Source organism: Pseudomonas protegens (assembly GCF_013407925.2).
Lineage (GTDB): Bacteria > Pseudomonadota > Gammaproteobacteria > Pseudomonadales > Pseudomonadaceae > Aquipseudomonas > Aquipseudomonas fluorescens_AP.
This window is the reverse complement of sequence record NZ_CP060201.1, coordinates 5,658,373-5,680,980: the sequence shown is the minus strand read 5'-3', so window position 1 is coordinate 5,680,980 and position 22,608 is coordinate 5,658,373. Positions and strand designations below refer to the sequence as shown.

General features: G+C 62.6%; 20 protein-coding genes. 14 read left to right on the top strand and 6 right to left on the bottom strand.

The features are described from left to right. The first annotated feature begins 1 nt into the window (after window position 1). The 12 genes from nuoE (at window position 2) to GGI48_RS26245 (ending at window position 12,891) form a co-directional block, all read left to right on the top strand. A complete protein-coding gene (gene nuoE, locus GGI48_RS26300; protein WP_011062188.1) occupies window positions 2-499 on the top strand; it encodes an NADH-quinone oxidoreductase subunit NuoE in 498 nt (165 codons plus the stop codon). Then, entirely contained in the window at window positions 496-1,851 is a 1,356-nt protein-coding gene (gene nuoF / locus GGI48_RS26295) for an NADH-quinone oxidoreductase subunit NuoF (protein WP_016964779.1), read from the top strand. The genes nuoE and nuoF overlap by 4 nt, the downstream gene beginning before the upstream one ends. A gap of 137 nt (window positions 1,852-1,988) precedes the next feature. Continuing rightward, window positions 1,989-4,703, top strand: coding sequence for an NADH-quinone oxidoreductase subunit NuoG (gene nuoG / locus GGI48_RS26290; RefSeq protein ID WP_179600750.1), 2,715 nt, complete (start codon window positions 1,989-1,991; stop codon window positions 4,701-4,703). Beyond that, entirely contained in the window at window positions 4,700-5,707 is a 1,008-nt protein-coding gene (nuoH, locus tag GGI48_RS26285) for an NADH-quinone oxidoreductase subunit NuoH (protein WP_016964781.1), read from the top strand. Before nuoG ends, nuoH begins: the two co-directional genes overlap by 4 nt. Before the next feature lie 11 nt (window positions 5,708-5,718). Next, window positions 5,719-6,267 carry an NADH-quinone oxidoreductase subunit NuoI gene (gene nuoI / locus GGI48_RS26280; RefSeq protein WP_016964782.1) on the top strand — a complete coding sequence of 183 codons (549 nt, stop codon included), beginning with the start codon at window positions 5,719-5,721 and terminating at the stop codon, window positions 6,265-6,267. A gap of 9 nt (window positions 6,268-6,276) precedes the next feature. Beyond that, entirely contained in the window at window positions 6,277-6,777 is a 501-nt protein-coding gene (nuoJ, locus tag GGI48_RS26275; RefSeq protein ID WP_016964783.1) for an NADH-quinone oxidoreductase subunit J, read from the top strand. Window positions 6,778-6,781: 4 nt separating this feature from the next. After that, window positions 6,782-7,105, top strand: coding sequence for an NADH-quinone oxidoreductase subunit NuoK (gene nuoK, locus GGI48_RS26270; RefSeq protein ID WP_016964784.1), 324 nt, complete (start codon window positions 6,782-6,784; stop codon window positions 7,103-7,105). After that, window positions 7,102-8,955, top strand: a complete 1,854-nt coding sequence (gene nuoL / locus GGI48_RS26265) for an NADH-quinone oxidoreductase subunit L (RefSeq protein WP_047305320.1) — start codon at window positions 7,102-7,104, stop codon at window positions 8,953-8,955. Before nuoK ends, nuoL begins: the two co-directional genes overlap by 4 nt. A gap of 39 nt (window positions 8,956-8,994) precedes the next feature. After that, window positions 8,995-10,527 carry an NADH-quinone oxidoreductase subunit M gene (gene nuoM / locus GGI48_RS26260; protein ID WP_016965722.1) on the top strand — a complete coding sequence of 511 codons (1,533 nt, stop codon included), beginning with the start codon at window positions 8,995-8,997 and terminating at the stop codon, window positions 10,525-10,527. 7 nt (window positions 10,528-10,534) lie between these two features. After that, window positions 10,535-11,998 carry an NADH-quinone oxidoreductase subunit NuoN gene (nuoN, locus tag GGI48_RS26255; RefSeq protein ID WP_015636299.1) on the top strand — a complete coding sequence of 488 codons (1,464 nt, stop codon included), beginning with the start codon at window positions 10,535-10,537 and terminating at the stop codon, window positions 11,996-11,998. A gap of 238 nt (window positions 11,999-12,236) precedes the next feature. After that, on the top strand, window positions 12,237-12,587 hold the full coding sequence (locus GGI48_RS26250) for a hypothetical protein (protein WP_016965723.1): 351 nt from the start codon (window positions 12,237-12,239) through the stop codon (window positions 12,585-12,587). Continuing rightward, window positions 12,574-12,891: a DNA-binding transcriptional regulator gene (locus GGI48_RS26245; protein ID WP_179600748.1), complete on the top strand. Its 318-nt coding sequence runs from the start codon at window positions 12,574-12,576 to the stop codon at window positions 12,889-12,891. The genes GGI48_RS26250 and GGI48_RS26245 overlap by 14 nt, the downstream gene beginning before the upstream one ends. Window positions 12,892-12,963: 72 nt before the next feature. On the opposite strand, the gene cysS is transcribed toward GGI48_RS26245, so the two are convergent. Continuing rightward, window positions 12,964-14,346, bottom strand: coding sequence for a cysteine--tRNA ligase (gene cysS, locus GGI48_RS26240; protein WP_016965725.1), 1,383 nt, complete (start codon window positions 14,344-14,346; stop codon window positions 12,964-12,966). Between the two features lie 18 nt (window positions 14,347-14,364). After that, the gene (locus GGI48_RS26235; RefSeq protein WP_179600746.1) at window positions 14,365-16,065 is read right to left on the bottom strand and encodes a glutamine--tRNA ligase/YqeY domain fusion protein; all 1,701 of its coding nucleotides are present in this window, start codon (window positions 16,063-16,065) and stop codon (window positions 14,365-14,367) included. Window positions 16,066-16,335: 270 nt separating this feature from the next. On the opposite strand from GGI48_RS26235, the gene GGI48_RS26230 reads away from it, so the two are divergent. Both GGI48_RS26230 and lpxH read left to right on the top strand, forming a co-directional pair. Continuing rightward, on the top strand, window positions 16,336-16,839 hold the full coding sequence (locus GGI48_RS26230) for a peptidylprolyl isomerase (RefSeq protein WP_016965727.1): 504 nt from the start codon (window positions 16,336-16,338) through the stop codon (window positions 16,837-16,839). After that, on the top strand, window positions 16,836-17,588 hold the full coding sequence (lpxH, locus tag GGI48_RS26225; RefSeq protein WP_016965728.1) for a UDP-2,3-diacylglucosamine diphosphatase: 753 nt from the start codon (window positions 16,836-16,838) through the stop codon (window positions 17,586-17,588). The genes GGI48_RS26230 and lpxH overlap by 4 nt, the downstream gene beginning before the upstream one ends. 236 nt (window positions 17,589-17,824) lie before the next feature. Here lpxH and GGI48_RS26220 read toward each other — a convergent pair whose 3' ends face one another. The 4 genes from GGI48_RS26220 to GGI48_RS26205 all read right to left on the bottom strand — a co-directional run bounded on the left by GGI48_RS26220 (window position 17,825) and on the right by GGI48_RS26205 (window position 22,576). Continuing rightward, complete coding sequence (locus GGI48_RS26220) at window positions 17,825-19,354, bottom strand: DHA2 family efflux MFS transporter permease subunit (RefSeq protein WP_047305323.1); 1,530 nt, start codon at window positions 19,352-19,354, stop codon at window positions 17,825-17,827. A gap of 67 nt (window positions 19,355-19,421) precedes the next feature. Beyond that, a complete protein-coding gene (locus GGI48_RS26215) occupies window positions 19,422-20,621 on the bottom strand; it encodes an HlyD family efflux transporter periplasmic adaptor subunit (RefSeq protein ID WP_016965729.1) in 1,200 nt (399 codons plus the stop codon). Between the two features lie 15 nt (window positions 20,622-20,636). Then, the gene (locus GGI48_RS26210; protein WP_179600744.1) at window positions 20,637-22,106 is read right to left on the bottom strand and encodes an efflux transporter outer membrane subunit; all 1,470 of its coding nucleotides are present in this window, start codon (window positions 22,104-22,106) and stop codon (window positions 20,637-20,639) included. Further along, on the bottom strand, window positions 22,103-22,576 hold the full coding sequence (locus GGI48_RS26205) for a MarR family winged helix-turn-helix transcriptional regulator (RefSeq protein WP_016965731.1): 474 nt from the start codon (window positions 22,574-22,576) through the stop codon (window positions 22,103-22,105). The genes GGI48_RS26210 and GGI48_RS26205 overlap by 4 nt, the downstream gene beginning before the upstream one ends. Between the last annotated feature and the right edge of the window lie 32 nt (window positions 22,577-22,608).

Sequence of the window (22,608 nt, the reverse complement as noted above, 5' to 3'; positions counted from 1 at the left end):
CATGAACAGCACGCTTATCCAGACAGACCGTTTCGCCCTGAGCGAAACCGAGCGCTCGGCCATCGAGCACGAGATGCATCACTACGAAGACCCGCGCGCGGCGTCGATCGAAGCCCTGAAGATCGTCCAGAAGGAACGTGGCTGGGTGCCGGACGGCGCGGTCTACGCCATCGGCGAGATCCTCGGCATCCCCGCCAGCGACGTTGAAGGCGTGGCGACGTTCTACAGCCAGATCTTCCGTCAGCCAGTGGGCCGCCACATCATTCGCGTCTGCGACAGCATGGTCTGCTACATCGGCGGCCATGAGTCCGTGGTCAGCCAGATCCAGAGCGAGCTGGGCATTGGCTTGGGTCAGACCACCGCCGACGGCCGCTTCACCCTGCTGCCGGTGTGCTGCCTGGGCAACTGCGACAAGGCTCCGGCGCTGATGATCGACGACGACACTTTCGGCGACGTACAGCCTGCTGGCGTGGCCAAACTGTTGGAGGGCTACGTATGACCCTGACTTCTTTCGGCCCTGCGAACCGCATTGCGCGCACCGCAGAAACCCATCCCCTGACCTGGCGTCTGCGTGACGACGGCGAGCCGGTCTGGTTCGACGAGTACCAGGCCAAGAACGGTTACGCCGCGGCGCGCAAGGCCTTCGCCGACCTGTCCCAGGACGACATCGTCCAGACCGTCAAGGATGCCGGCCTCAAGGGCCGCGGCGGTGCGGGCTTCCCCACCGGCGTGAAGTGGGGCCTGATGCCCAAAGACGAATCCATGAACATCCGCTACCTGCTGTGCAACGCGGACGAAATGGAACCCAACACCTGGAAGGACCGCATGCTGATGGAGCAACTGCCCCATCTGCTGATCGAAGGCATGCTGATCAGTGCCCGCGCACTGAAAACCTACCGCGGCTACATCTTCCTGCGCGGCGAATACACCACCGCCGCCAAGCACCTGCGGCGCGCCGTGGAAGAAGCCAAGGCCGCAGGCCTTTTGGGCAAGAACATCCTGGGCAGCGGTTTCGATTTCGAACTGTTCGTCCACACCGGCGCCGGGCGCTACATCTGCGGTGAAGAAACCGCACTGATCAACTCCCTGGAAGGCCGTCGCGCCAACCCACGTTCCAAGCCGCCCTTCCCTGCCGCCGTTGGCGTATGGGGCAAGCCGACTTGCGTGAACAACGTCGAGACCCTGTGCAACGTGCCGGCGATCATCGGCGACGGCGTGGAGTGGTACAAATCCCTGGCCCGCGAAGGCAGTGAAGACCACGGCACCAAGCTGATGGGCTTCTCCGGCAAAGTGAAGAACCCTGGCCTGTGGGAGCTGCCCTTCGGCGTGACCGCGCGCGAGCTGTTCGAGGACTACGCCGGCGGCATGCGCGACGGCTACAAGCTAAAGTGCTGGCAGCCTGGCGGCGCCGGTACCGGCTTCCTGCTGCCGGAACACCTGGATGCGCAAATGTACGCCGGCGGCATCGCCAAAGTGGGCACCCGTATGGGTACCGGCCTGGCCATGGCGGTGGACGACAGCATCAATATGGTGTCGCTGCTGCGCAACATGGAGCAGTTCTTCGCCCGCGAATCCTGCGGTTTCTGCACCCCTTGCCGCGATGGCCTGCCATGGAGCGTCAAACTGCTGATGGCCCTGGAGAAAGGCCAGGGCCAGCAAGGCGACATCGAGACCCTGCTGGGCCTGGTGGGCTTCCTCGGCCCGGGCAAGACCTTCTGTGCTCACGCACCGGGAGCCGTGGAGCCTTTGGGCAGTGCCATCAAGTATTTCCGTCCAGAGTTCGAAGCCGGCATCGCGCCCACCAGCGCTGCCGTCCCGCCTCTGGCCCGACCGATCGTAGTCGGCGCGTAACGCTTAGATGAGGGCGCAGGGTCCGTGCCCTGCGCTCGACGTGCGATGACGCCGTGAACGGCTGTGTTGATTCGCACGCATAACAAGATTCCATTAGCCACGCCCGCTGACACCGGGCCAACGAAGAACTTTGAACCATGGCCACTATCCACGTAGACGGCAAAGCGCTCGAAGTCGATGGGGCGGACAACCTGTTACAGGCATGTCTGTCACTAGGCCTCGACATCCCTTATTTCTGCTGGCACCCCGCTCTCGGTAGCGTCGGTGCCTGTCGCCAGTGCGCGGTCAAGCAGTACACCGACGAGAACGACACCCGTGGTCGTATCGTCATGTCCTGCATGACCCCGGCCACCGACAACACCTGGATCTCCATCGACGATGAAGAATCCAAGGCCTTCCGCGCCAGCGTCGTCGAATGGCTGATGACCAACCACCCGCACGACTGCCCGGTCTGCGAGGAAGGCGGTCACTGCCACCTGCAAGACATGACGGTGATGACCGGCCACAACGAGCGCCGTTATCGCTTCACCAAGCGCACCCACCAGAACCAGGACCTCGGCCCGTTCATCGCTCACGAGATGAACCGCTGCATCGCCTGCTACCGCTGCGTGCGCTTTTACAAGGACTACGCCGGCGGCACCGACCTGGGCGTCTACGGCGCCCACGACAACGTGTACTTCGGTCGCGTTGAAGACGGCACCCTGGAAAGCGAGTTCTCCGGCAACCTCACCGAGGTCTGCCCGACCGGTGTGTTCACCGACAAGACTCACTCCGAGCGCTACAACCGCAAATGGGACATGCAGTTCTCGCCGAGCATCTGCCATGGCTGCTCCAGCGGTTGCAACATCTCCCCGGGCGAGCGCTACGGCGAGCTGCGGCGCATCGAGAACCGCTACAACGGTTCGGTAAACCACTACTTCCTGTGCGACCGTGGCCGCTTCGGCTATGGCTACGTCAACCGCAAGGATCGTCCACGCCAGCCACGCCTGGCCGATGGCACCCAACTGACCCTGGACCAGGCCCTGGACCAGGCCGCCGAGCTGCTGCGCGGTCGCAACATCGTCGGTATCGGCTCGCCTCGCGCCAGCCTGGAAAGCAACTACGCCCTGCGTGAGCTGGTCGGTGCCGAGCACTTCTACAGCGGTATCGAAGCTTCCGAACTGGAGCGTATCCGCCTGGTTCTGCAGGTTCTGAACGACAGCCCGTTGCCGGTTCCGAACCTGCGCGAGATCGAAGACCACGATGCCATCTTCGTCCTTGGCGAAGACCTGACCCAAACCGCCGCGCGCATGGCCCTGGCCCTGCGTCAGTCGGTCAAGGGTAAGGCCGAGGAAATGGCCGACGCCATGCGCGTCCAGCCTTGGCTCGACGCCGCGGTGAAGAACATCGGTCAGCACGCGCTGAACCCGCTGTTCATCGCCAGCCTGGCTGAAACCAAGCTCGACGACGTCGCCGAGGAGTGTGTACACGCCGCTCCAGACGACCTGGCACGCATCGGTTTCGCCGTGGCCCACGCCATCGACGCCAGCGCCCCAGCCGTCGAAGGCCTGGACAGCGAAGCCCTGGAACTGGCCAAGCGCATTGCCGACGCCCTGCTGGCGGCCAAGCGCCCACTGATCATTTCCGGCACTTCGCTGGGTTCCAAGGCGCTGATCGAAGCCGCGGCGAACATCGCCAAGGCCTTGAAGCTGCGCGAGAAAGCCGGCTCCATCAGCCTGATCGTGCCAGAGGCCAACAGCCTCGGCCTGGCCATGCTCGGCGGCGAATCCGTGGACGCGGCCCTGCAGGCGGTGATCGACGGCAAAGCCGACGCCATCGTGGTGCTGGAAAACGATCTGTACACCCGCACCGACGCGGCCAAGGTGGATGCAGCTCTGAACGCGGCGAAGGTGGTGATCGTGGCCGATCATCAACAGACCGCCACCGTCGAGCGCGCGCACCTGGTGCTGTCGGCGGCCAGCTTCGCCGAAGGCGACGGCACCCTGGTCAGCCAGGAAGGTCGCGCCCAGCGTTTCTTCCAGGTCTTCGATCCGACCTACCTGGACGCCAGCATCATGGTCCACGAAGGCTGGCGCTGGCTGCATGCCCTGCGCAGCACCCTGCTGAACAAGCCGGTGGACTGGACCCAGCTGGACCACGTCACCGCTGCCTGCGCCGCGAGCACCCCGCAACTGGCTTCCATCGTCGACGCAGCACCTTCCGCAGCGTTCCGTATCAAAGGCCTGAAACTGGCTCGCGAACCGCTGCGCTACAGCGGCCGTACCGCCATGCGCGCCAACCAGAGCGTGCACGAACCGCGCACCCCGCAAGACCCGGATACCGCCTTCGCCTACTCCATGGAAGGTTACTCGGGCTCCGCCGAACCGCGCTCGCAAGTGCCGTTCGCCTGGTCGCCGGGCTGGAACTCGCCACAAGCCTGGAACAAGTTCCAGGACGAAGTCGGCGGCCACCTGCGTGCCGGTGACCCGGGTAAACGCCTGATCGAAAGCCAGGGCGACCGTCTCAGCTGGTTCGCCAGCGTGCCGCGTGCCTTCTCTCCGGCTCAGGGCACTTGGCAAGCGGTGCCGTTCTATCACCTGTTCGGCAGCGAAGAGAACTCTTCGAAGGCCGCTCCGGTACAGGAACGCATCCCGGCTGCCTACGTGGCCCTGGCCAAGTCCGAAGCCGATCGCCTGGGCGTCAACGACGGCGCCCTGCTCGCCGTGAGTCTGGCTGGCCAGACCCTGCGTCTGCCGCTGCGCATCAACGAAGAGCTGGGTGCCGGCCTGGTGGGCCTGCCTGCCGGTCTGGCGGGCATTCCTCCGGCATTCTTTGGCAAATCCGTTGACGGTCTGCAGGAGGCGGCGCAATGAGTTGGTTTACCCCTGAAGTGATCGACGTGATCCTGACGGTCGTCAAGGCCGTCGTGATCCTGCTGGCCGTTGTGGTCTGCGGTGCGCTGTTGAGCTTTGTCGAACGTCGCCTGCTGGGCTGGTGGCAGGACCGTTACGGTCCGAACCGCGTTGGCCCGTTCGGCATGTTCCAGATCGCCGCCGACATGCTGAAGATGTTCTTCAAGGAAGACTGGACCCCGCCGTTTGCCGACAAGGTGATCTTCACCCTGGCACCGGTGGTCGCCATGTCCGCCCTGCTGATCGCCTTCGCGATCATCCCGATCACCCCGACCTGGGGCGTGGCGGATCTGAACATCGGCCTGTTGTTCTTCTTCGCCATGGCCGGTCTCTCGGTCTACGCGGTGCTGTTCGCCGGCTGGTCGAGTAACAACAAGTTCGCCCTGCTGGGCAGCTTGCGGGCCTCGGCGCAGACCGTGTCCTACGAAGTGTTCATGGGCCTGGCGCTGATGGGCATCGTGGCTCAGGTCGGTTCCTTCAACATGCGCGACATCGTCGAGTACCAGGCGCAGAACCTGTGGTTCATCATTCCGCAGTTCTTCGGCTTCTGTACTTTCTTCATCGCTGGCGTGGCCGTGACTCACCGTCACCCCTTCGACCAGCCGGAAGCGGAACAGGAACTGGCCGACGGTTACCACATTGAATACGCCGGTATGAAATGGGGCATGTTCTTCGTTGGCGAGTACATCGGCATCATCCTGATCTCGGCGCTGCTGGTCACCCTGTTCTTCGGTGGCTGGCACGGTCCGTTCGGCATCCTGCCGCAACTGTCCTTCGTCTGGTTCGCCCTGAAGACCGCGTTCTTCATCATGCTGTTCATCCTGCTGCGCGCCTCTATCCCGCGCCCGCGCTATGACCAGGTGATGGACTTCAGCTGGAAATTCTGCCTGCCGCTGACCCTGATCAATTTGCTGGTGACCGCTGCGCTTGTGTTGTTGAACACGCCTGCGGGCGCGGTTCAGTGAGGATTTGACCCATGTTCAAATATATTGGCGACATCGTTAAGGGTACTGGTACCCAGTTGCGCAGCCTGGTGATGGTGTTCGGTCACGGCTTTCGCAAACGCGACACCCTGCAATACCCCGAAGAGCCGGTGTACCTGCCGCCACGCTACCGTGGCCGTATCGTCCTGACTCGCGACCCCGATGGTGAAGAGCGTTGCGTTGCCTGCAACCTGTGCGCCGTGGCCTGCCCTGTGGGTTGCATCTCGCTGCAGAAAGCTGAAACGGAAGACGGTCGCTGGTACCCGGAGTTCTTCCGCATCAACTTCTCGCGCTGCATTTTCTGCGGTCTCTGCGAGGAAGCCTGTCCGACCACCGCGATCCAGCTGACACCGGATTTCGAGATGGCCGAGTTCAAACGTCAGGACCTGGTTTACGAGAAAGAAGATCTCTTGATCTCCGGTCCCGGAAAGAACCCTGACTACAACTTCTATCGTGTTGCAGGTATGGCCATTGCCGGTAAGCCAAAAGGCTCCGCGCAGAACGAAGCCGAACCGATCAACGTGAAGAGCTTGCTGCCTTAAGGAAGAACGATGGAATTCGCTTTCTATTTCGCATCAGGTGTTGCCGTTGTTTCCACGCTGCGCGTGGTCACCAACACCAACCCTGTGCACGCCCTGCTCTACCTGATCATTTCGCTGATCGCCGTGGCCATGACCTTCTTCAGCCTCGGCGCGCCGTTCGCCGGCGCCCTGGAAGTGATCGCCTACGCTGGCGCCATCATGGTGCTGTTCGTGTTCGTGGTGATGATGCTGAACCTCGGCCCAGCCGCGGCCCAGCAAGAGCGCATCTGGCTCAAGCCGGGTATCTGGATCGGCCCGGTGATCCTCGCCGCGCTGCTGCTGGCTGAACTGCTGTACGTACTGTTCAGCCACCAGAGCGGTGCCGGTATCGGTCAAACCACCGTCAGCGCCAAGGCCGTGGGCATCAGCCTGTTCGGCCCTTACCTGCTGGTGGTCGAACTCGCCTCGATGCTGCTGCTCGCCGCAGCCGTCACGGCGTTCCACTTGGGCCGCAACGAGGCGAAGGAGTAATACGATGCCTACTATCCCTCTCGGTACTATCCCGATGGAACATGGTCTGGCGGTTGCCGGCATCCTGTTCTGCCTCGGTCTGGTCGGCCTGATGGTCCGCCGTAACATCCTCTTCGTGTTGATGAGCCTGGAAGTGATGATGAACGCCTCGGCATTGGCTTTCATCGTTGCGGGCGCCCGTTGGGCGCAGCCGGATGGACAAGTGATGTTCATCCTGGTGATCAGCCTGGCAGCCGCCGAGGCCAGTATTGGCCTGGCGATCCTGCTGCAGCTGTACCGCCGCTTCCACACTCTCGATATCGATGCAGCCAGCGAGATGCGCGGATGAACCTTCTCTTTCTGACTTTCGTATTCCCCCTGATCGGTTTCCTGCTGCTGTCGTTCTCCCGGGGACGCCTCTCGGAAAACCTCTCGGCCCTGATCGGCGTCGGCTCCATTGGCCTGTCGGCCATCGTCGCTGCCTACGTGATCTGGCAATTCAACGTCGCGCCACCGGCGGGTGGTCACTACACCCAGGTGCTGTGGCAGTGGATGTCGGTGGACGGTTTCGCACCGAACTTTGCCCTGTACCTGGATGGTCTGTCCGTGACCATGCTGGGTGTAGTAGTGGGCGTGGGCTTTTTGATCCACCTGTTCGCGTCCTGGTACATGCGTGGTGAAGCTGGCTACTCGCGCTTCTTCGCCTACACCAACCTGTTTATCGCCAGCATGCTGTTCCTGGTGCTGGGCGATAACCTGTTGTTCCTGTACTTCGGCTGGGAAGGCGTGGGCCTGTGCTCCTACCTGTTGATCGGTTTCTACTACAGCAACCGCAACAACGGTAACGCGGCACTCAAGGCCTTTATCGTCACCCGGATCGGCGACGTGTTCATGGCCATCGGCCTGTTCATCCTGTTCCAACAGGTGGGCACGCTGAACGTCCAGGAACTGCTGGTGCTGGCACCGCAGAAATTCCAGGCCGGCGACTTCTGGATCACCCTGGCGACCCTGATGCTGCTGGGCGGCGCCGTGGGTAAATCCGCGCAACTGCCGCTGCAGACCTGGCTGGCGGACGCGATGGCCGGTCCGACCCCGGTTTCGGCACTGATCCACGCCGCGACCATGGTGACCGCCGGCGTCTACCTGATCGCCCGTACCCACGGCCTGTTCACCCTGGCGCCGGAAATCCTGCACCTGGTGGGCCTGGTGGGCGGCGTGACCCTGGTCTTGGCCGGCTTCGCCGCGCTGGTGCAGACCGACATCAAGCGGATCCTCGCCTACTCCACCATGAGCCAGATCGGCTACATGTTCCTGGCCCTGGGCGTTGGCGCCTGGGACGGCGCGATCTTCCACCTGATGACCCACGCCTTCTTCAAGGCCCTGCTGTTCCTGGCCTCCGGCGCGGTGATCGTTGCCTGCCACCACGAGCAGAACATCTTCAAGATGGGCGGCCTGTGGAAGAAACTGCCTCTGGCCTACGCCAGCTTCATCGTCGGCGGCGCGGCCCTGGCGGCCCTGCCTCTGGTGACCGCGGGCTTCTACTCCAAGGACGAGATCCTCTGGGAAGCCTTCGCCAGCGGCAACCACGGCCTGCTGTACGCCGGCCTGGTGGGTGCGTTCATGACCTCGCTGTACACCTTCCGCCTGATCTTCATCACCTTCCACGGTGAAGCCAAGACCGAAGCCCACGCCGGCCACGGGATTTCCCACTGGCTGCCGCTGGTGGTGCTGATCGTGCTGTCCACCGGGATCGGCGCGATGATCACTCCGCCCCTGCATGGCGTGCTGCCGCTGAGCGCCGGTCATGCCGGTGGCGAAGCCAAGCACAGCCTGGAAATCGCCTCGGGTGCCATCGCCCTGGCCGGTATCCTGCTGGCCGCCCTGTTGTTCCTTGGCAAGCGTCGCGTTGTGACCGCCATCGCCAACAGTGGCATCGGGCGTCTGCTCTCGGCCTGGTGGTTCGCCGCCTGGGGCTTCGACTGGATCTACGACAAACTGTTCGTCAAGCCATACCTGGCCATCAGCCATGTACTGCGCAAGGACCCGCTCGATCAGACCATCGGTTTGATCCCGCGTATGGCCAAAGGGGGTCACAACTCCCTGAGCCGTACCGAGACCGGTCAACTGCGTTGGTACGCCGCCTCGATGGCAGCCGGTGCCGTGCTGGTCATCGGCGCCATTGTGCTGGTAGCGGTCTGATATGAACCTTGCGAACTTGCGAAAGGAATTGAGCCCGTCATGATTCTGCCTTGGCTAATCCTGATCCCCTTCATCGGCGGCCTGCTGTGCTGGCTGGGTGAGCGCTTCGGCGCCACCCTCCCCCGCTGGATTGCGCTGTTGACCATGACCCTGGAACTCGCCCTCGGCCTCTGGCTGTGGGCCCACGGTAACTATTCATATGCTCCGGCGCCTGGCGTCGATCCGACTTGGGCGATCGAGTTCAAGCACCAGTGGATCGAGCGCTTCGGTATCAACGTGCACCTGGCCCTCGACGGCCTGTCGCTGTTGATGGTGCTGCTGACCGGCCTGCTGGGTATCCTCTCGGTACTCTGCTCCTGGAAAGAGATCCAGCGCCACGTGGGCTTCTTCCACCTGAACCTGATGTGGATCCTGGGCGGTGTGGTCGGCGTGTTCCTGGCGCTGGACCTGTTCATGTTCTTCTTCTTCTGGGAAATGATGCTGGTGCCGATGTACTTTCTCATCGCGCTCTGGGGTCACAGCTCGGCAGACGGCAAGAAAACCCGGATTTACGCAGCAACCAAGTTCTTCATCTTCACTCAGGCTTCCGGCCTGATCATGCTGGTGGCGATCCTGGGTCTGGTGCTGGTCAACTTCAACAACACCGGGGTAATCACCTTCGATTACGCCCAGTTGCTGAAGACCAAGATGTCCACCGCCACCGAGTACATCCTGATGCTCGGCTTCTTCATCGCCTTCGCGGTGAAGCTGCCGGTGGTGCCGTTCCACTCCTGGCTGCCTGACGCTCACGCCCAGGCACCGACTGCCGGTTCCGTGGACCTGGCGGGCATCCTGTTGAAGACGGCGGCCTACGGCCTGCTGCGTTTCGCCCTGCCACTGTTCCCCAACGCCTCGGCAGAGTTCGCACCGATCGCCATGACCCTGGGTCTGATCGGGATCTTCTACGGCGCCTTCCTGGCCTTCGCCCAGACCGACATCAAGCGTCTGATCGCCTTCTCCAGCGTTTCCCACATGGGCTTCGTGCTGATCGGTATCTACTCCGGCAGCCAGCAGGCCCTGCAGGGCGCGGTGATCCAGATGCTGGCCCACGGTGTTTCGGCAGCCGCGCTGTTTATCCTCAGCGGCCAGCTGTACGAGCGCACCCATACCCGCGACATGCGTGAAATGGGCGGCCTGTGGTCACGCATCGCCTACCTGCCGGCCATCAGCCTGTTCTTCGCGGCCGCTTCCCTGGGCCTGCCAGGTACCGGCAACTTCGTCGGCGAGTTCCTGATCCTGATCGGCACCTTCGTCAGCGCTCCATGGATCACCGCGATCGCGACCTCCGGCCTGGTGTTCGGCTCGGTCTACTCGCTGATCATGATCCACCGTGCCTACTTCGGCCCGTCCAAGTCGGACGCGGTGCTGCACGGCATGGATGCTCGCGAACTGATCATGGTGCTGGGACTGGCGGTCCTGCTGATCTACATCGGCGTCTACCCGCAACCGTTCCTCGATACCTCTGCCGCCACCATGCATGGCGTGCAGCAATGGCTCAGCACCGCCTTCACTCAACTCGCTTCGGCCCGGTAAGAGCGCTATGGACTTTACGATTCAACACTTTATAGCCCTGGCGCCGCTGCTGATCACCAGCGCCACCCTTGTGGTGGTGATGCTGGCGATCGCCTGGCGGCGCAACCACGCCCAGACCTTCCTGCTGTCGGTGGCCGGTCTGAACCTGGCATTGCTGTCGATCTTCCCGGTGCTGAAAGTGGCACCGCTGGCGGTCACCCCGCTGTTGCAGATCGACCAGTTCGCCTGCCTGTACATGGCCCTGATCCTGGTGGCCACCCTGGCCTGCGTCACCCTGGCCCACGCCTACCTGGGCGACGGCAGCAGCGGTTACCCGGGCAACCGTGAAGAGCTGTACCTGCTGATCCTGCTGGCCGCCGCCGGTGGCCTGGTACTGGTCAGCGCGCAGAACCTGGCCGGCCTGTTCATTGGCCTGGAACTGCTCTCGGTACCGGTATACGGCCTGGTGGCCTATGCCTTCTTCAACAAGCGCTCCCTGGAAGCCGGCATCAAGTACATGGTGCTGTCGGCCGCCGGTTCGGGCTTCCTGTTGTTCGGCATGGCCTTGCTCTACGCAGAAGCCGGCAGCCTGAGCTTCAGCGGCATCGGTCAAGCCCTGGCCGCTACCGGGTTGCCAAGCCCGCTGGCGCAACTGGGCCTGGGCATGATGCTGATCGGCCTGGCCTTCAAGCTGTCGCTGGTGCCGTTCCACCTGTGGACCCCGGACGTCTACGAAGGCGCCCCGGCCCCGGTGGCCGCCTTCCTGGCCACCGCCAGCAAGGTGGCGGTGTTCGCGGTACTGGTGCGTCTGTTCCAGCTCTCGCCAGTGGCCAGCAGCGGTGTCCTGAGCAACGTGCTGACCGTGATCGCCATTGCCTCGATCCTGGTGGGCAACCTGTTGGCGCTGACCCAGAGCAACCTCAAGCGTCTGCTGGGTTACTCGTCCATCGCCCACTTCGGCTACCTGCTGATCGCCCTGGTGGCGAGCAAGGGCCTGGCCATGGAAGCCATCGGCGTGTACCTGGTCACCTACGTGATCACCAGCCTTGGCGCCTTCGGTGTGATCACCCTGATGTCCTCGCCGTACAAAGGCCGTGACGCCGACGCCCTGTACGAGTACCGCGGCCTGTTCTGGCGCCGTCCGTACCTGACCGCCGTGCTCACCGTGATGATGTTGTCCCTGGCCGGTATCCCACTGACCGCAGGCTTCATCGGCAAGTTCTACATCATCGCTACCGGTGTCGAAGCGCACCAATGGTGGCTGGTCGGTTCCCTGGTCATGGGCAGCGCCATCGGCGTCTTCTATTACCTGCGAGTGATGGTCACCCTGTACCTGATCGAGCCGAACCTGCGCCGCGTCGATGCCCAACTGCACTGGGAACAAAAAGCCGGTGGCGTCATGCTGCTGGCCATCGCGGTCCTGGCGTTCTTCCTCGGCGTGTACCCACAGCCGCTGCTGACACTGGTCCAGCACTCCGGCCTGGCGGGTTGATCGCTTAGGTTTCAAGGCAACAAACAGAACGGCACCTTCGGGTGCCGTTTTGCGTTTCTGGCCCCTGCCCTCCCCCTCTTCCCAGCGAAACTCGGAATCGCCCTTCCTGTCACGTCGGCCCGGTCTGACATTCAGCCCGATGCCACAGGCATAAACTGTTGCCAGATCAAACACGGCGCTCAGCGGGCCTTGACCAAAGCTGTAGCGTAATCCAATCTATACGCAGGAAGCGTATGAAATGAATGCTCTGTTTATTGAACTGCCGGCATTTGCACGATACCGAAGGGACTTCCTTGACGACGAGTTGTTCTGCGAACTGCAGATCGAGTTGCTGCGCCACCCGCACGCGGGTGTTCTGATCCAGGGCACTGGCGGCTTGCGCAAGATGCGTTTCGTCGATGAGCGACGCAACAAGGGCAAGCGTGGCGGGTTGAGGGTGATTTATTACTGGTGGTCCGGAGGGGCGCAGTTCTGGCTCTTCACCCTGTTCGACAAGGAGCAGATGGACGACCTGCTACCGCAGCAGCGACAACAACTCAAACAACTGCTGGAACGTGAAATCGAGGCCAGAAGACATGACCAAACGTGACATCTTTTCCGAACTGGTAGAGGGCATCGACGCCCTCACCCAGGAACGCCAGGGCAAGATCACCCTGCGCAGCCATAAAGTGAAACTCGACAAGCTGCCCCCCATCACCGCCGCCGAGGTGATGAACATCCGCCAGCAACTCAACCTCTCGCGCTCGGTATTCGCCATGTACCTGCGCACCAACACCCGCACCCTGGAGAACTGGGAACAGGGCCGCGCCACGCCCAATGCCCAGGCCACTACCCTGATCCGCCTGGTGGAACGCTACCCCGACACGGTGGAGCGCCTCGCTTCGCTGGCCTGAGTAAGCAGACACTGTTTTACGGGCAACAAAAAACCCGCGCCAGGCGGGTTTCTTGTAGCTGCGAACGTAGGCTTAGTCAGCCAAGCGCCAGGTAGTACCACCCTTGCCGTCTTCCAGGATCACGCCCATGGCGGTGATCTGGTCGCGGATGCGGTCGGACTCGGCCCAGTCCTTGTTGGCACGGGCCGCCAGACGGGCCTGGATCAGCGCCTCGACTTCTGCCGCATCAACCCGACCTTCGGCACCGGCCTGCAGGAAGTCGTCGGCTTCCAGTTGCAGCACGCCCAGCACGCTGGCCAGCTCTTTCAGACGTGCTGCCAGGCCCGCCGCCGCATCGATGTCGCTCTCACGCAAGCGGTTGATCTCACGCACCATCTCGAACAGCACGGCGCAGGCTTCCGGAGTACCGAAGTCGTCGTTCATCACCTGGGTGAAACGTTCGACGAAGGCTTCGCCACCGGCCGGCGCCACTTTCGGCAGCCCCTTGAGCGCATGGTAGAAACGTTCAAGCGCGCCCTTGGCGTCCTTGAGGTTGTCTTCCGAGTAGTTGATGGCGCTGCGGTAGTGGCTGGCCACCAGCAGGTAACGCACTACTTCCGGATGATACTTGTCGAGCACGTCGCGAATGGTGAAGAAGTTGTTCAAGGACTTGGACATCTTCTCGCCATTGATGCGGATCATGCCGCAGTGCATCCAGGCATTGGCGTAGGTCTTGCCAGTCGCCGCCTCGCTCTGGGCAATCTCGTTCTCGTGGTGTGGGAACTCCAGGTCGCTGCCGCCACCATGAATGTCGAAGGTCTCGCCCAGGCAGCAGGTGGACATCACCGAGCATTCGATATGCCAGCCCGGACGACCGTCACCCCAAGGCGATGGCCAGCTTGGCTCGCCCGGCTTGGCGGCTTTCCACAGGACGAAGTCCAGCGGGTCCTGCTTCGACTCATCCACTTCGATCCGCGCACCGATGCGCAGGTCTTCGATCTTCTTGCGCGACAGCTTGCCATAGCCCATGAACTTGCCGACGCGGTAGTACACGTCGCCATTGCCCGGAGCGTAGGCATAACCCTTGTCGATCAGGGTCTGGATCATCGCGTGCATGCCAGGGATATGGTCGGTGGCCCGCGGCTCCATGTCCGGCTTGCGGATATTCAGCCGCGCCTCGTCCTCGTGCATCGCCGCGATCATGCGCTCGGTCAGGGCTTCGAAGGACTCACCGTTTTCGTTGGCGCGATTGATGATCTTGTCGTCGATGTCCGTGATGTTGCGCACATACGTCAGGTCATACCCACTGAAACGCAGCCAGCGGGTAATCAGATCGAAGGCCACCATGCTGCGGCCGTGGCCCAGGTGGCAGTAGTCGTACACGGTCATGCCGCACACGTACATGCGTACCTTGTTGCCATCCAGCGGCTTGAAGACTTCTTTGCTCTTGGTGAGCGTGTTGTAGATCGTTAGCACGTTAGTTCCTTGACTGAATCACTGACCCCAGGAGTCGCGCAGGGTCACGGTACGGTTGAATACCGGAGCACCGGGTTTCGAGTCCTTGATATCCGCGCAGAAGTAGCCTTCGCGCTCGAACTGGAAACGGTCTTCCGGCTGTGCGTTGCCCAGCGAGGGTTCGGCACGACAACCAGTGAGCACCTGCAGGGAGTCAGGGTTGATGTTGTCCAGGAAACTGGCGCTGTCCTCAGCCTTCTCCGGATTCGGAGAGCGGAACAGACGATCGTACAGACGCACTTCGCACTCGACGCTGGCGGCAGCCGGCACCCAGTGAATCACGCCCTTGACCTTGCGGCCTTCAGGGTTCTTGCCCAGGGTGTCCGGGTCGTAGGAGCAACGCAGTTCGACGATATTGCCCTCGGCATCCTTGATCGCTTCGTCGGCGCGGATCACGTAGCTGCCACGCAGGCGCACTTCGCCGGCCGGCTCCAGGCGCTTGTAGCCCTTCGGCGGCTCTTCCATGAAGTCGTCACGGTCGATGTAGATTTCACGGGCGAACGGCAGCTGGCGCACGCCCAGTTCTTCTTTCTGCGGATGACGCGGCAGTTCGAGGTTCTCGACCTGGTCTTCCGGGTAGTTGGTGATCACGACTTTCAACGGACGCAGCACGCACATGGCACGCGGGGCGTTCTGGTCCAGATCCTGGCGGATGCTGAATTCCAGCATGCCGTAGTCGACCACGCCGTCGGAACGGTTGGTGCCAACCATCTCGCAGAAGTTGCGGATCGACGCCGGGGTGTAGCCGCGGCGGCGGAAGCCCGACAGGGTCGACATGCGCGGATCGTCCCAGCCATTGACGTGCTGCTCGTCCACCAGTTGCTTGAGCTTGCGCTTGCTGGTGATGGTGTAGTTCAGGTTCAGGCGGCTGAATTCGTACTGACGCGGGTGCGCCGGTACCGGCAGATGCTCGAGGAACCACTCATACAGCGGACGATGGCTTTCGAATTCCAGGGTGCAGATCGAGTGGGTGATGCCTTCGATGGCATCCGACTGACCGTGGGTGAAATCGTAGTTGGGGTAGATGCACCACTTGTCACCGGTCTGATGGTGATGAGCGTGGCGGATGCGGTACATGATCGGGTCGCGCAGGTTCATGTTCGGCGAGGCCATGTCGATCTTGGCCCGCAGCACCCGCGCACCATCCGGAAACTCGCCGGCGCGCATGCGGGCGAACCAGTCGAGGTTCTCTTCTACCGAACGCTCGCGGAACGGGCTGTTCTTGCCCGGTTCGGTGAGGCTGCCGCGGTATTCCCTGGCTTGCTCAGGCGTCAGGTCGCAGACATAGGCCTTGCCTGCCTTGATCAGTTCCACCGCCCAGTCGTGCAACTGGTCGAAGTACTGCGAGGCATAACGCACTTCGCCGGACCACTGAAAGCCCAGCCACTTGACGTCGCTTTCGATGGCGTCGATGTATTCCTGGTCTTCCTTGGCCGGGTTGGTGTCGTCGAAACGCAGGTGCGTGACGCCGCCAAACTCCTGGGCCAGACCGAAGTTCACGCAGATCGACTTGGCGTGACCAATGTGCAGGTATCCGTTGGGCTCCGGAGGGAAGCGGGTCACGATCTGTGTGTGCTTACCCGAGTCCAGATCCGCCTGGATAATCGGGCGCAGGAAGTTGACCGGCACGGCCGGTCCAGTCTTGGAATTCGAGGTAGGGTCGACAGTGGGCTTGCTCATAGGATCCTTGAACGTACAAGTGCGCGGCCGGACGCGGCCTGATAAATCAAAACGGGTATCATAGCCGATGCTGTCAAGCGCCTGACAGAGCGCAGCTTTAAAACTGCGGCGATTAATGGCCCGGCGGTGAAAAAACAGCCTCGAATTTCGCGGTTGTCACGCTAAACTGCGCTCCTTGGCCGCAGGATGGCCAAATCGGTGCGGACCGCATGCATGCCCCGCCACCCAGGATTTTCTTGAAAACGCTTTTCCTTATAAAGAGTACCGACCATGACCCAAGTCAAACTGACCACCAACCACGGCGAGATCGTGCTGGAACTGAACGCCGAGAAAGCCCCGTTGACCGTGGCCAACTTCGTCGAATACGTGAAAGCCGGTCACTATGAAAACACCGTATTTCACCGCGTCATCGGTAACTTCATGATCCAGGGCGGCGGCTTCGAACCTGGCATGAAAGAAAAGAAAGACAAGCGTCCAAGCATCCAGAACGAAGCGGACAACGGCCTTTCCAACGACAAGTACACCGTCGCCATGGCCCGCACCATGGAGCCGCATTCGGCCTCCGCGCAGTTCTTCATCAACGTTGCCGACAACAGCTTCCTCAACCACAGCGGCAAGACCGTGCAGGGCTGGGGCTACGCGGTATTCGGTAAAGTGATCGCCGGCACCGAAGTGGTCGACAAGATCAAAGGCGTGGCCACCACCATGAAATCCGGCCACCAGGACGTACCCGCAGAAGACGTGATCATCGAGAAAGCCGAGATCATTGAGTGATACTGCTGATTTCAGATCTGCATCTGGAAGAGGAGCGCCCGGACATTACCCGGGCGTTTCTGGATTTACTCGGTGGGCGCGCCCGCGCCGCCGAGGCGCTGTACATCCTCGGGGACTTTTTCGAGGTATGGATCGGCGACGATGCCATGACCCCCTACCAACTTTCCATTTGCCAGGCACTGCGGGAACTGAGCGACAGCGGTACGCAGGTTTTCCTCATGCACGGCAATCGCGATTTCATGCTGGGCCAGGCCTTTTGCAAGGCGGCCGGCGCCACCCTGCTCAAAGACCCCAGCGTCGTCGACTTCTACGGTGAACCGGTATTGCTGATGCACGGCGACAGCCTGTGCACCCGCGACGAAGCCTACATGCGCCTGCGCCGTTACCTGCGCAACCCGCTGAGCCTGTGGATTCTGCGGCACTTGCCGCTGGGCACCCGGCGCAAGCTGGCGCGCAAGCTGCGCAACGAAAGCCGGACCCAGACCCGCATGAAGGCCAACGACATTGTCGACGTGACCCCGGACGAAATACCGCGGGTGATGCGCGAACATGGAGTGGGCACCCTGATTCACGGCCACACCCACCGCCCGGCGATTCACAAGTTGCAGATTGGCGAGCAAGCCGCCAAGCGCATTGTGCTGGGGGATTGGGACCGGCAGGGATGGGCCTTGCAGGTGGACGAGCAGGGTTTCCAACTGGCCGCGTTCGATTTCGTCCCCACGCAGCTGGCGTTGCCCGGTTCACCCTGAACGGACGCCTTCTCTGGCAAACAGCCCCTGCAACAAACGCCCCACCGTAGGAACCGGCTTGCCGGCGAAGCGGCCAGCAAGCCCGGCATCGCCCTTACGGACGCCTTCGCTGGCAAGCCAGCTCCTACAACAAACGCCCCACCGTAGGAGCCGGCTTGCCGGCGAAAAGGCCAGCAAGCCCGGCATCGCCCTTGCGGACGCCTTCGCTGGCAAGCCAGCTCCTACAACAATGGGCGTCAATGCCCCGCCGAAGCAGGGCCGGCCTTGGCGGCAAAGGGTGGCTTGGCCAGCCACACCAGCAGAATCAGGCCCATGAAGCCCCAGCCCAGCAAGGTGAAGTAGTCCACGGTCGAGAGCATGTACGCCTGGCTGGTCAGGACTTGATCCAGTTGTGCGTAAGCCTTGCTGCTCGCGCCACCAAGATTGTTCAGCGCGTCCCGGGTCACCGGATCGAAGATGCTCATGCTCTCGCTCATGTAGGCATGGTGCTGATCGGCTCGGCGAATCCAGATCCAGGTGGTCAGCGATGCGGCAAAGCTGCCCCCCAGGGTCCGCAGGAAGGTCGCCAGGCCAGCGCCGTCGGCGATCTGGTGCGGCGGCAGGTCGGACATCAGGATGCTCAGGGTCGGCATGAAGAACAGGGCCACGCCGATCCCCATGAACAACTGCACCAAGGCGATGTGCTGGAAGTCCACCTCATTGGTGAAACCGGCACGCATGAAGCAGCTCAGGCCAATGGCCAGGAACGCCAGCCCGGCCAGCAGGCGCAGGTCGAACTTGTGGGCGTACTTGCCGACAAAGGGCGACATCAGCACCGGCAGGATGCCGATCGGCGCCACTGCCAGGCCGGCCCAGGTGGCGGTATAGCCCATCTGGGTCTGCAACCATTGCGGCAGGATCAGGTTGATCCCGAAGAACCCGGCATAACCGCCCACCAGCACAATGGTGCCGATGCGGAAGTTGCGATGGGCGAACAGCCGCAGGTTGACCACCGGGTGACGATCGGTCATTTCCCAGATCACGAACACTGCCAGGGCAATCACCGAGATCAGCGTACCGACGATGATGAAGTTGGACTCGAACCAGTCCAGGTCGTTGCCCTTGTCGAGGACGATCTGCAGGGCCCCCACCCCGACGATCAGGCTCAGCAAACCGATGTAGTCCATCGGCTGCCGGCTGGTGACCACCGGCCGTGCCTTCAATTGCTGCTGCACCACCCAGGCGGCGAACAGGCCAATCGGCACGTTGATGAAGAAGATCCACGGCCAGCTGTAACTGTCGGTGATCCAGCCCCCGAGTATCGGCCCGGCAATCGGCGCCACCACCGTGACCATCGCCAAAAGCGCCAGGGCCATGCCCCTCTTCGCCGGTGGGTAGACGGCAATCAGCAAGGTCTGGGTCATCGGGTACAGGGGGCCGGCCACCACCCCTTGCAGCACCCGAAAGCCCACCAGCTCGGGCATCGAGGTGGAAATGCCGCACAGAAACGAGGCCAGCACGAACAGCAGCGTGGCCCAGATAAACAGCTTCACCTCGCCGAAACGCCGGCTCAGCCAGCCGGTCAGCGGCAAGGCAATGGCGTTGCTCACGGCGAATGAGGTGATGACCCAGGTGCCCTGCTCCGAACTCACCCCGAGGTTGCCGGAGATGGTTGGCAACGCCACGTTGGCGATGGTGGTATCGAGCACCTGCATGAAGGTCGCCAGGGACAGGCCGATGGTGCTCAGCAGCAGGCTGGGAGGCTTGAAAGACGCGTTATTGCTCATCGCGAATCCTTTGGAACAGGGCAGGCACCCCGGCCATCAGGCTGGCCGGGGTCGACGGATTGGCGAATCAGCGCTGGGCGGTCTTGCCGATGGCAGCGCTGTTGTCGTGGATCAGGCGGGCAATCAGCGTATCGGCCTCACCCAACTGACGGTCGTAGACATTGGTGCTGAAAGACGCCTTTTGCGGAGGCTGCTGGGCCAATACCGGGCCGCTCTGGTCCCGCAGGTTGACGTTCACCTGAGTCGACAGGCCAACCCGCAGCGGATGCTTGGCCAACTCTTCGGCATTCACGTGAATACGCACCGGCACCCGCTGCACGATCTTGATCCAGTTGCCGGTGGCATTCTGCGCCGGGAGCAAGGCGAAGGCGCTGCCGGTACCGGCACCGAGGCTATCGATGGTGCCGCTGTATTTCACATCGCTGCCGTAGATGTCCGCCTCGATCTCCACCGCCTGACCGATGCGCATGTCCCGCAGTTGGGTTTCCTTGAAGTTGGCGTCGATCCACAGCTGGTCGAGAGGAATCACCGCCATCAGTGCGGTGCCCGGCTGGACCCGCTGCCCCAGCTGCACGGTGCGCTTGGCCACATAGCCGGTCACCGGCGCAATCAGGGTACTGCGGGCATTGTTCAGGTAAGCCTGACGCAGTTGCGCCGCCGCGGCCTGCACATCCGGATGGTTGGAAACCACGGTGTCATCCACCAGCGCATTGGTGGTGTTGAGTTGCTGCTGGGCATTGGCCAGGGCGTTTTGCGCCGAGGTCAGGTCATCGCGGGCGTGGGACAGTTCCTCCTGGGAAATCGCTCCGCTGGCCGCCAGATTCTTGCGTCGGCTGAAGTTCTCCTGGGCCTTCTGCACCTCGGCTTTCTGCGCCGCCACCTGGGCCCGCATGCCATCGACATTGCTGTACAGGCCACGCACCTGGCGCACCGTGCGCGCCAGATTGGCCTCGGCACTCTGCAGGCCGACCTGGGCGTCGTTGGGGTCGAAGTTGATCAACACCTGGCCTTCATGCACCAGATCGCCGTCGTCGGCGCCGATGCTGACCACGGTGCCGGTGACCAGCGGGGTGATCTCCACCACGTTGCCGTTCACGTAGGCATCGTCGGTGCTTTCATTCCAGCGCCCATAGAGCTCATGCCAGGCGAACACGCCCAGGCCACCCAGGATGACCAGGGCGGTGAGCCCCAGCAGCATGACTTTGCGCTTGCGCGATTGAGCGGCGTCCGGGGTGTTTTCGGTTGTTTGAGTGTCGGCAGTGGCCATGACAAATACCTCGAATTATTTAGTCTGCGGGGCTGGGGTCGGGTTGACCGAGGCCAGGTTCTGGGCGCCAAAGCCGCCCCCCAACGCCTGCATGAGTTGGATCGACAGATCAATCTGCTGGGCATTGAGCGTGGCCAGCTGACGCTGGGCCTGGAGCAACTGCTGCTCGATGCTCAGCACATCCAGGTAGTTGCCGATACCGGAACCGAAGCGCTGAACCACGGTGTTGTAAGAGTCCCGGGCAATGTCCGTGGCATGTTGCTGGGCGGCGATCTGCCGCCCGATATCCCGCAGTTGCGAGATGCTGTCGCTGACATCCCCCAGGGCGGTCACCAGGGTCTTGTTGTATTGCGCCACCGCCAGGTCGTAGTCGGCGTCCCGGGCATCCAGGTCGGCGCGCAGGCGCCCGCCGTCGAAAATCGGCAGCGAAACAGTCGGCGCAATGCTGAAGAAGCGGCTGGCGGAACCGAACATCGCATCCCCCAGCAACGACTCGGCACCGGCGCTGGCCCTCAGGTTGAGGTTGGGATAGAAGCGGGTCTTGCTGGCGTCGATGTTCTTGCTCGCCGCTTCCACCCGCCAGCGCGCCGCCACCAGATCAGGCCGGCGCCCCAACAGTTCGGCGGGCAGGGTCGAAGGCAGGGCCACGGCACTGGCCTGCAGGACCTTGGGCCGGACGATGTCGTCGGCCCGGCCGGGGCCTTTGCCCAACAGCACCGCCAGGGTGATCTTGGCGCTCTGCAGTTGCTTCTCGGCGTCGATCAGGCTGGCCTGGGCACTGGCCTCCAGGCTTTCGGTCTGTTGGTACTGGTACTGGCTGTCGATCCCGGAATCCAGGCGACGCCGGCTCAGGTCGAGCATCTGCCGGGTCCGCTTGAGGTCTTCGTCGGCCAGGTCATGGACGATATGGGCCCGTCCCAGGTCGCTGTAGGCCCTGGCCACATCGGCGGCCAGGGTCAGGCTGGCGGCCTGGCGGTCGATCTCGGCGGCGCGGGCCTGGCCCAGCGCGGCTTCCCAGGCCGCACGCTGGCCGCCCCAGAGATCGAAGTTGTAATTGAAGGTGGCGCTGATGTTGCGCACCGTGGAATAGACGCCGCCCTGCCCCAGCGGATCCTGGTCGCGGGCCAGACGCGAGCGGCTGACGCCGGCGCTGGCATCCAGGGTCGGCATCCGCTCGGCATCGGCGGCATAGGCCGCGGCGCTGGCCTGATGGGCCCGGGCGCTGGCGATCTGCATGTCCGGGCTGTCCCGCAACGCTTCCTGGATCAGGCCATCGAGCTGGCTGTCCCCCAGGCTTTTCCACCAGTCGCTTTGTGGCCAGGCCGCCGGCGACAGCTTCACGCCATTGAGCGACTGACCGGTTGCCAGGCTCTGCGCCTCAAGGTTTACCCCCGAGGTCGCCAGGCCACTGTAATTGGCACAACCGGCCAGGCTCATGGCCAACAGCACCAGGCTGACGCGTGTACGCAAGGTTTTACTGCTCATTTTTCACCTAAGCGCAGGACAGTGATCGGGTCACCGGCTGCCAGCAAAATTTTCTTGAGGATCTGTTCCAGGGTGCGCAACTCGTCGGGCGTGATGGCACCGGCCAGCTGGTTCATTGCATTGGCGCCGATGTAGGGCAGCCGATCGGCAAGCTTCTGCCCCTCCTCGGTCAGCACCAGGCGCACTTGGCGCCGGTCGCCTTCCGAGCGTTTGCGGGCGAGGAAATCCTTCTGTTGCAGACGATCGAGCATGCGGGTCATCGAACCGCTGTCCAGGGACAGGTGACGACACAACTCGGCCGGGGTATCGACGCCGAACTGGGCCATGATGATCAGCACCTTGAACTGCGCGGCCGTGATGCCGTGGGGTTCCATGTGCGTGTCGATGATCCGGTCCTTGAGCAAGGCGGCACGCCCCAGCAACAGGCCGAGATGGCAATTGTGAAAGTCGTCGGGTTCGAAATGCTTCATCTGAGCACCAATTAGCTGCCTAGGCAGAGAGT

Excerpts from the sequence above, each read along its gene's own strand:
- GGI48_RS26205 (WP_016965731.1), bottom strand. The coding sequence starts at position 22,576 with ATGAAGCATTTCGAACCCGACGACTTTCACAATTGCCATCTCGGCCTG.
- GGI48_RS26245 (WP_179600748.1), top strand. The coding sequence starts at position 12,574 with ATGACCAAACGTGACATCTTTTCCGAACTGGTAGAGGGCATCGACGCC.
- GGI48_RS26215 (WP_016965729.1), bottom strand. The coding sequence starts at position 20,621 with ATGGCCACTGCCGACACTCAAACAACCGAAAACACCCCGGACGCCGCT.
- nuoK (WP_016964784.1), top strand. The coding sequence starts at position 6,782 with ATGCCTACTATCCCTCTCGGTACTATCCCGATGGAACATGGTCTGGCG.
- GGI48_RS26235 (WP_179600746.1), bottom strand. The coding sequence starts at position 16,065 with ATGAGCAAGCCCACTGTCGACCCTACCTCGAATTCCAAGACTGGACCG.
- nuoL (WP_047305320.1), top strand. The coding sequence starts at position 7,102 with ATGAACCTTCTCTTTCTGACTTTCGTATTCCCCCTGATCGGTTTCCTG.
- nuoI (WP_016964782.1), top strand. The coding sequence starts at position 5,719 with ATGTTCAAATATATTGGCGACATCGTTAAGGGTACTGGTACCCAGTTG.
- GGI48_RS26220 (WP_047305323.1), bottom strand. The coding sequence starts at position 19,354 with ATGAGCAATAACGCGTCTTTCAAGCCTCCCAGCCTGCTGCTGAGCACC.
- nuoF (WP_016964779.1), top strand. The coding sequence starts at position 496 with ATGACCCTGACTTCTTTCGGCCCTGCGAACCGCATTGCGCGCACCGCA.
- nuoH (WP_016964781.1), top strand. The coding sequence starts at position 4,700 with ATGAGTTGGTTTACCCCTGAAGTGATCGACGTGATCCTGACGGTCGTC.
- nuoE (WP_011062188.1), top strand. The coding sequence starts at position 2 with ATGAACAGCACGCTTATCCAGACAGACCGTTTCGCCCTGAGCGAAACC.
- GGI48_RS26230 (WP_016965727.1), top strand. The coding sequence starts at position 16,336 with ATGACCCAAGTCAAACTGACCACCAACCACGGCGAGATCGTGCTGGAA.
- nuoN (WP_015636299.1), top strand. The coding sequence starts at position 10,535 with ATGGACTTTACGATTCAACACTTTATAGCCCTGGCGCCGCTGCTGATC.
- GGI48_RS26250 (WP_016965723.1), top strand. The coding sequence starts at position 12,237 with ATGAATGCTCTGTTTATTGAACTGCCGGCATTTGCACGATACCGAAGG.
- nuoM (WP_016965722.1), top strand. The coding sequence starts at position 8,995 with ATGATTCTGCCTTGGCTAATCCTGATCCCCTTCATCGGCGGCCTGCTG.
- GGI48_RS26210 (WP_179600744.1), bottom strand. The coding sequence starts at position 22,106 with ATGAGCAGTAAAACCTTGCGTACACGCGTCAGCCTGGTGCTGTTGGCC.
- nuoG (WP_179600750.1), top strand. The coding sequence starts at position 1,989 with ATGGCCACTATCCACGTAGACGGCAAAGCGCTCGAAGTCGATGGGGCG.
- nuoJ (WP_016964783.1), top strand. The coding sequence starts at position 6,277 with ATGGAATTCGCTTTCTATTTCGCATCAGGTGTTGCCGTTGTTTCCACG.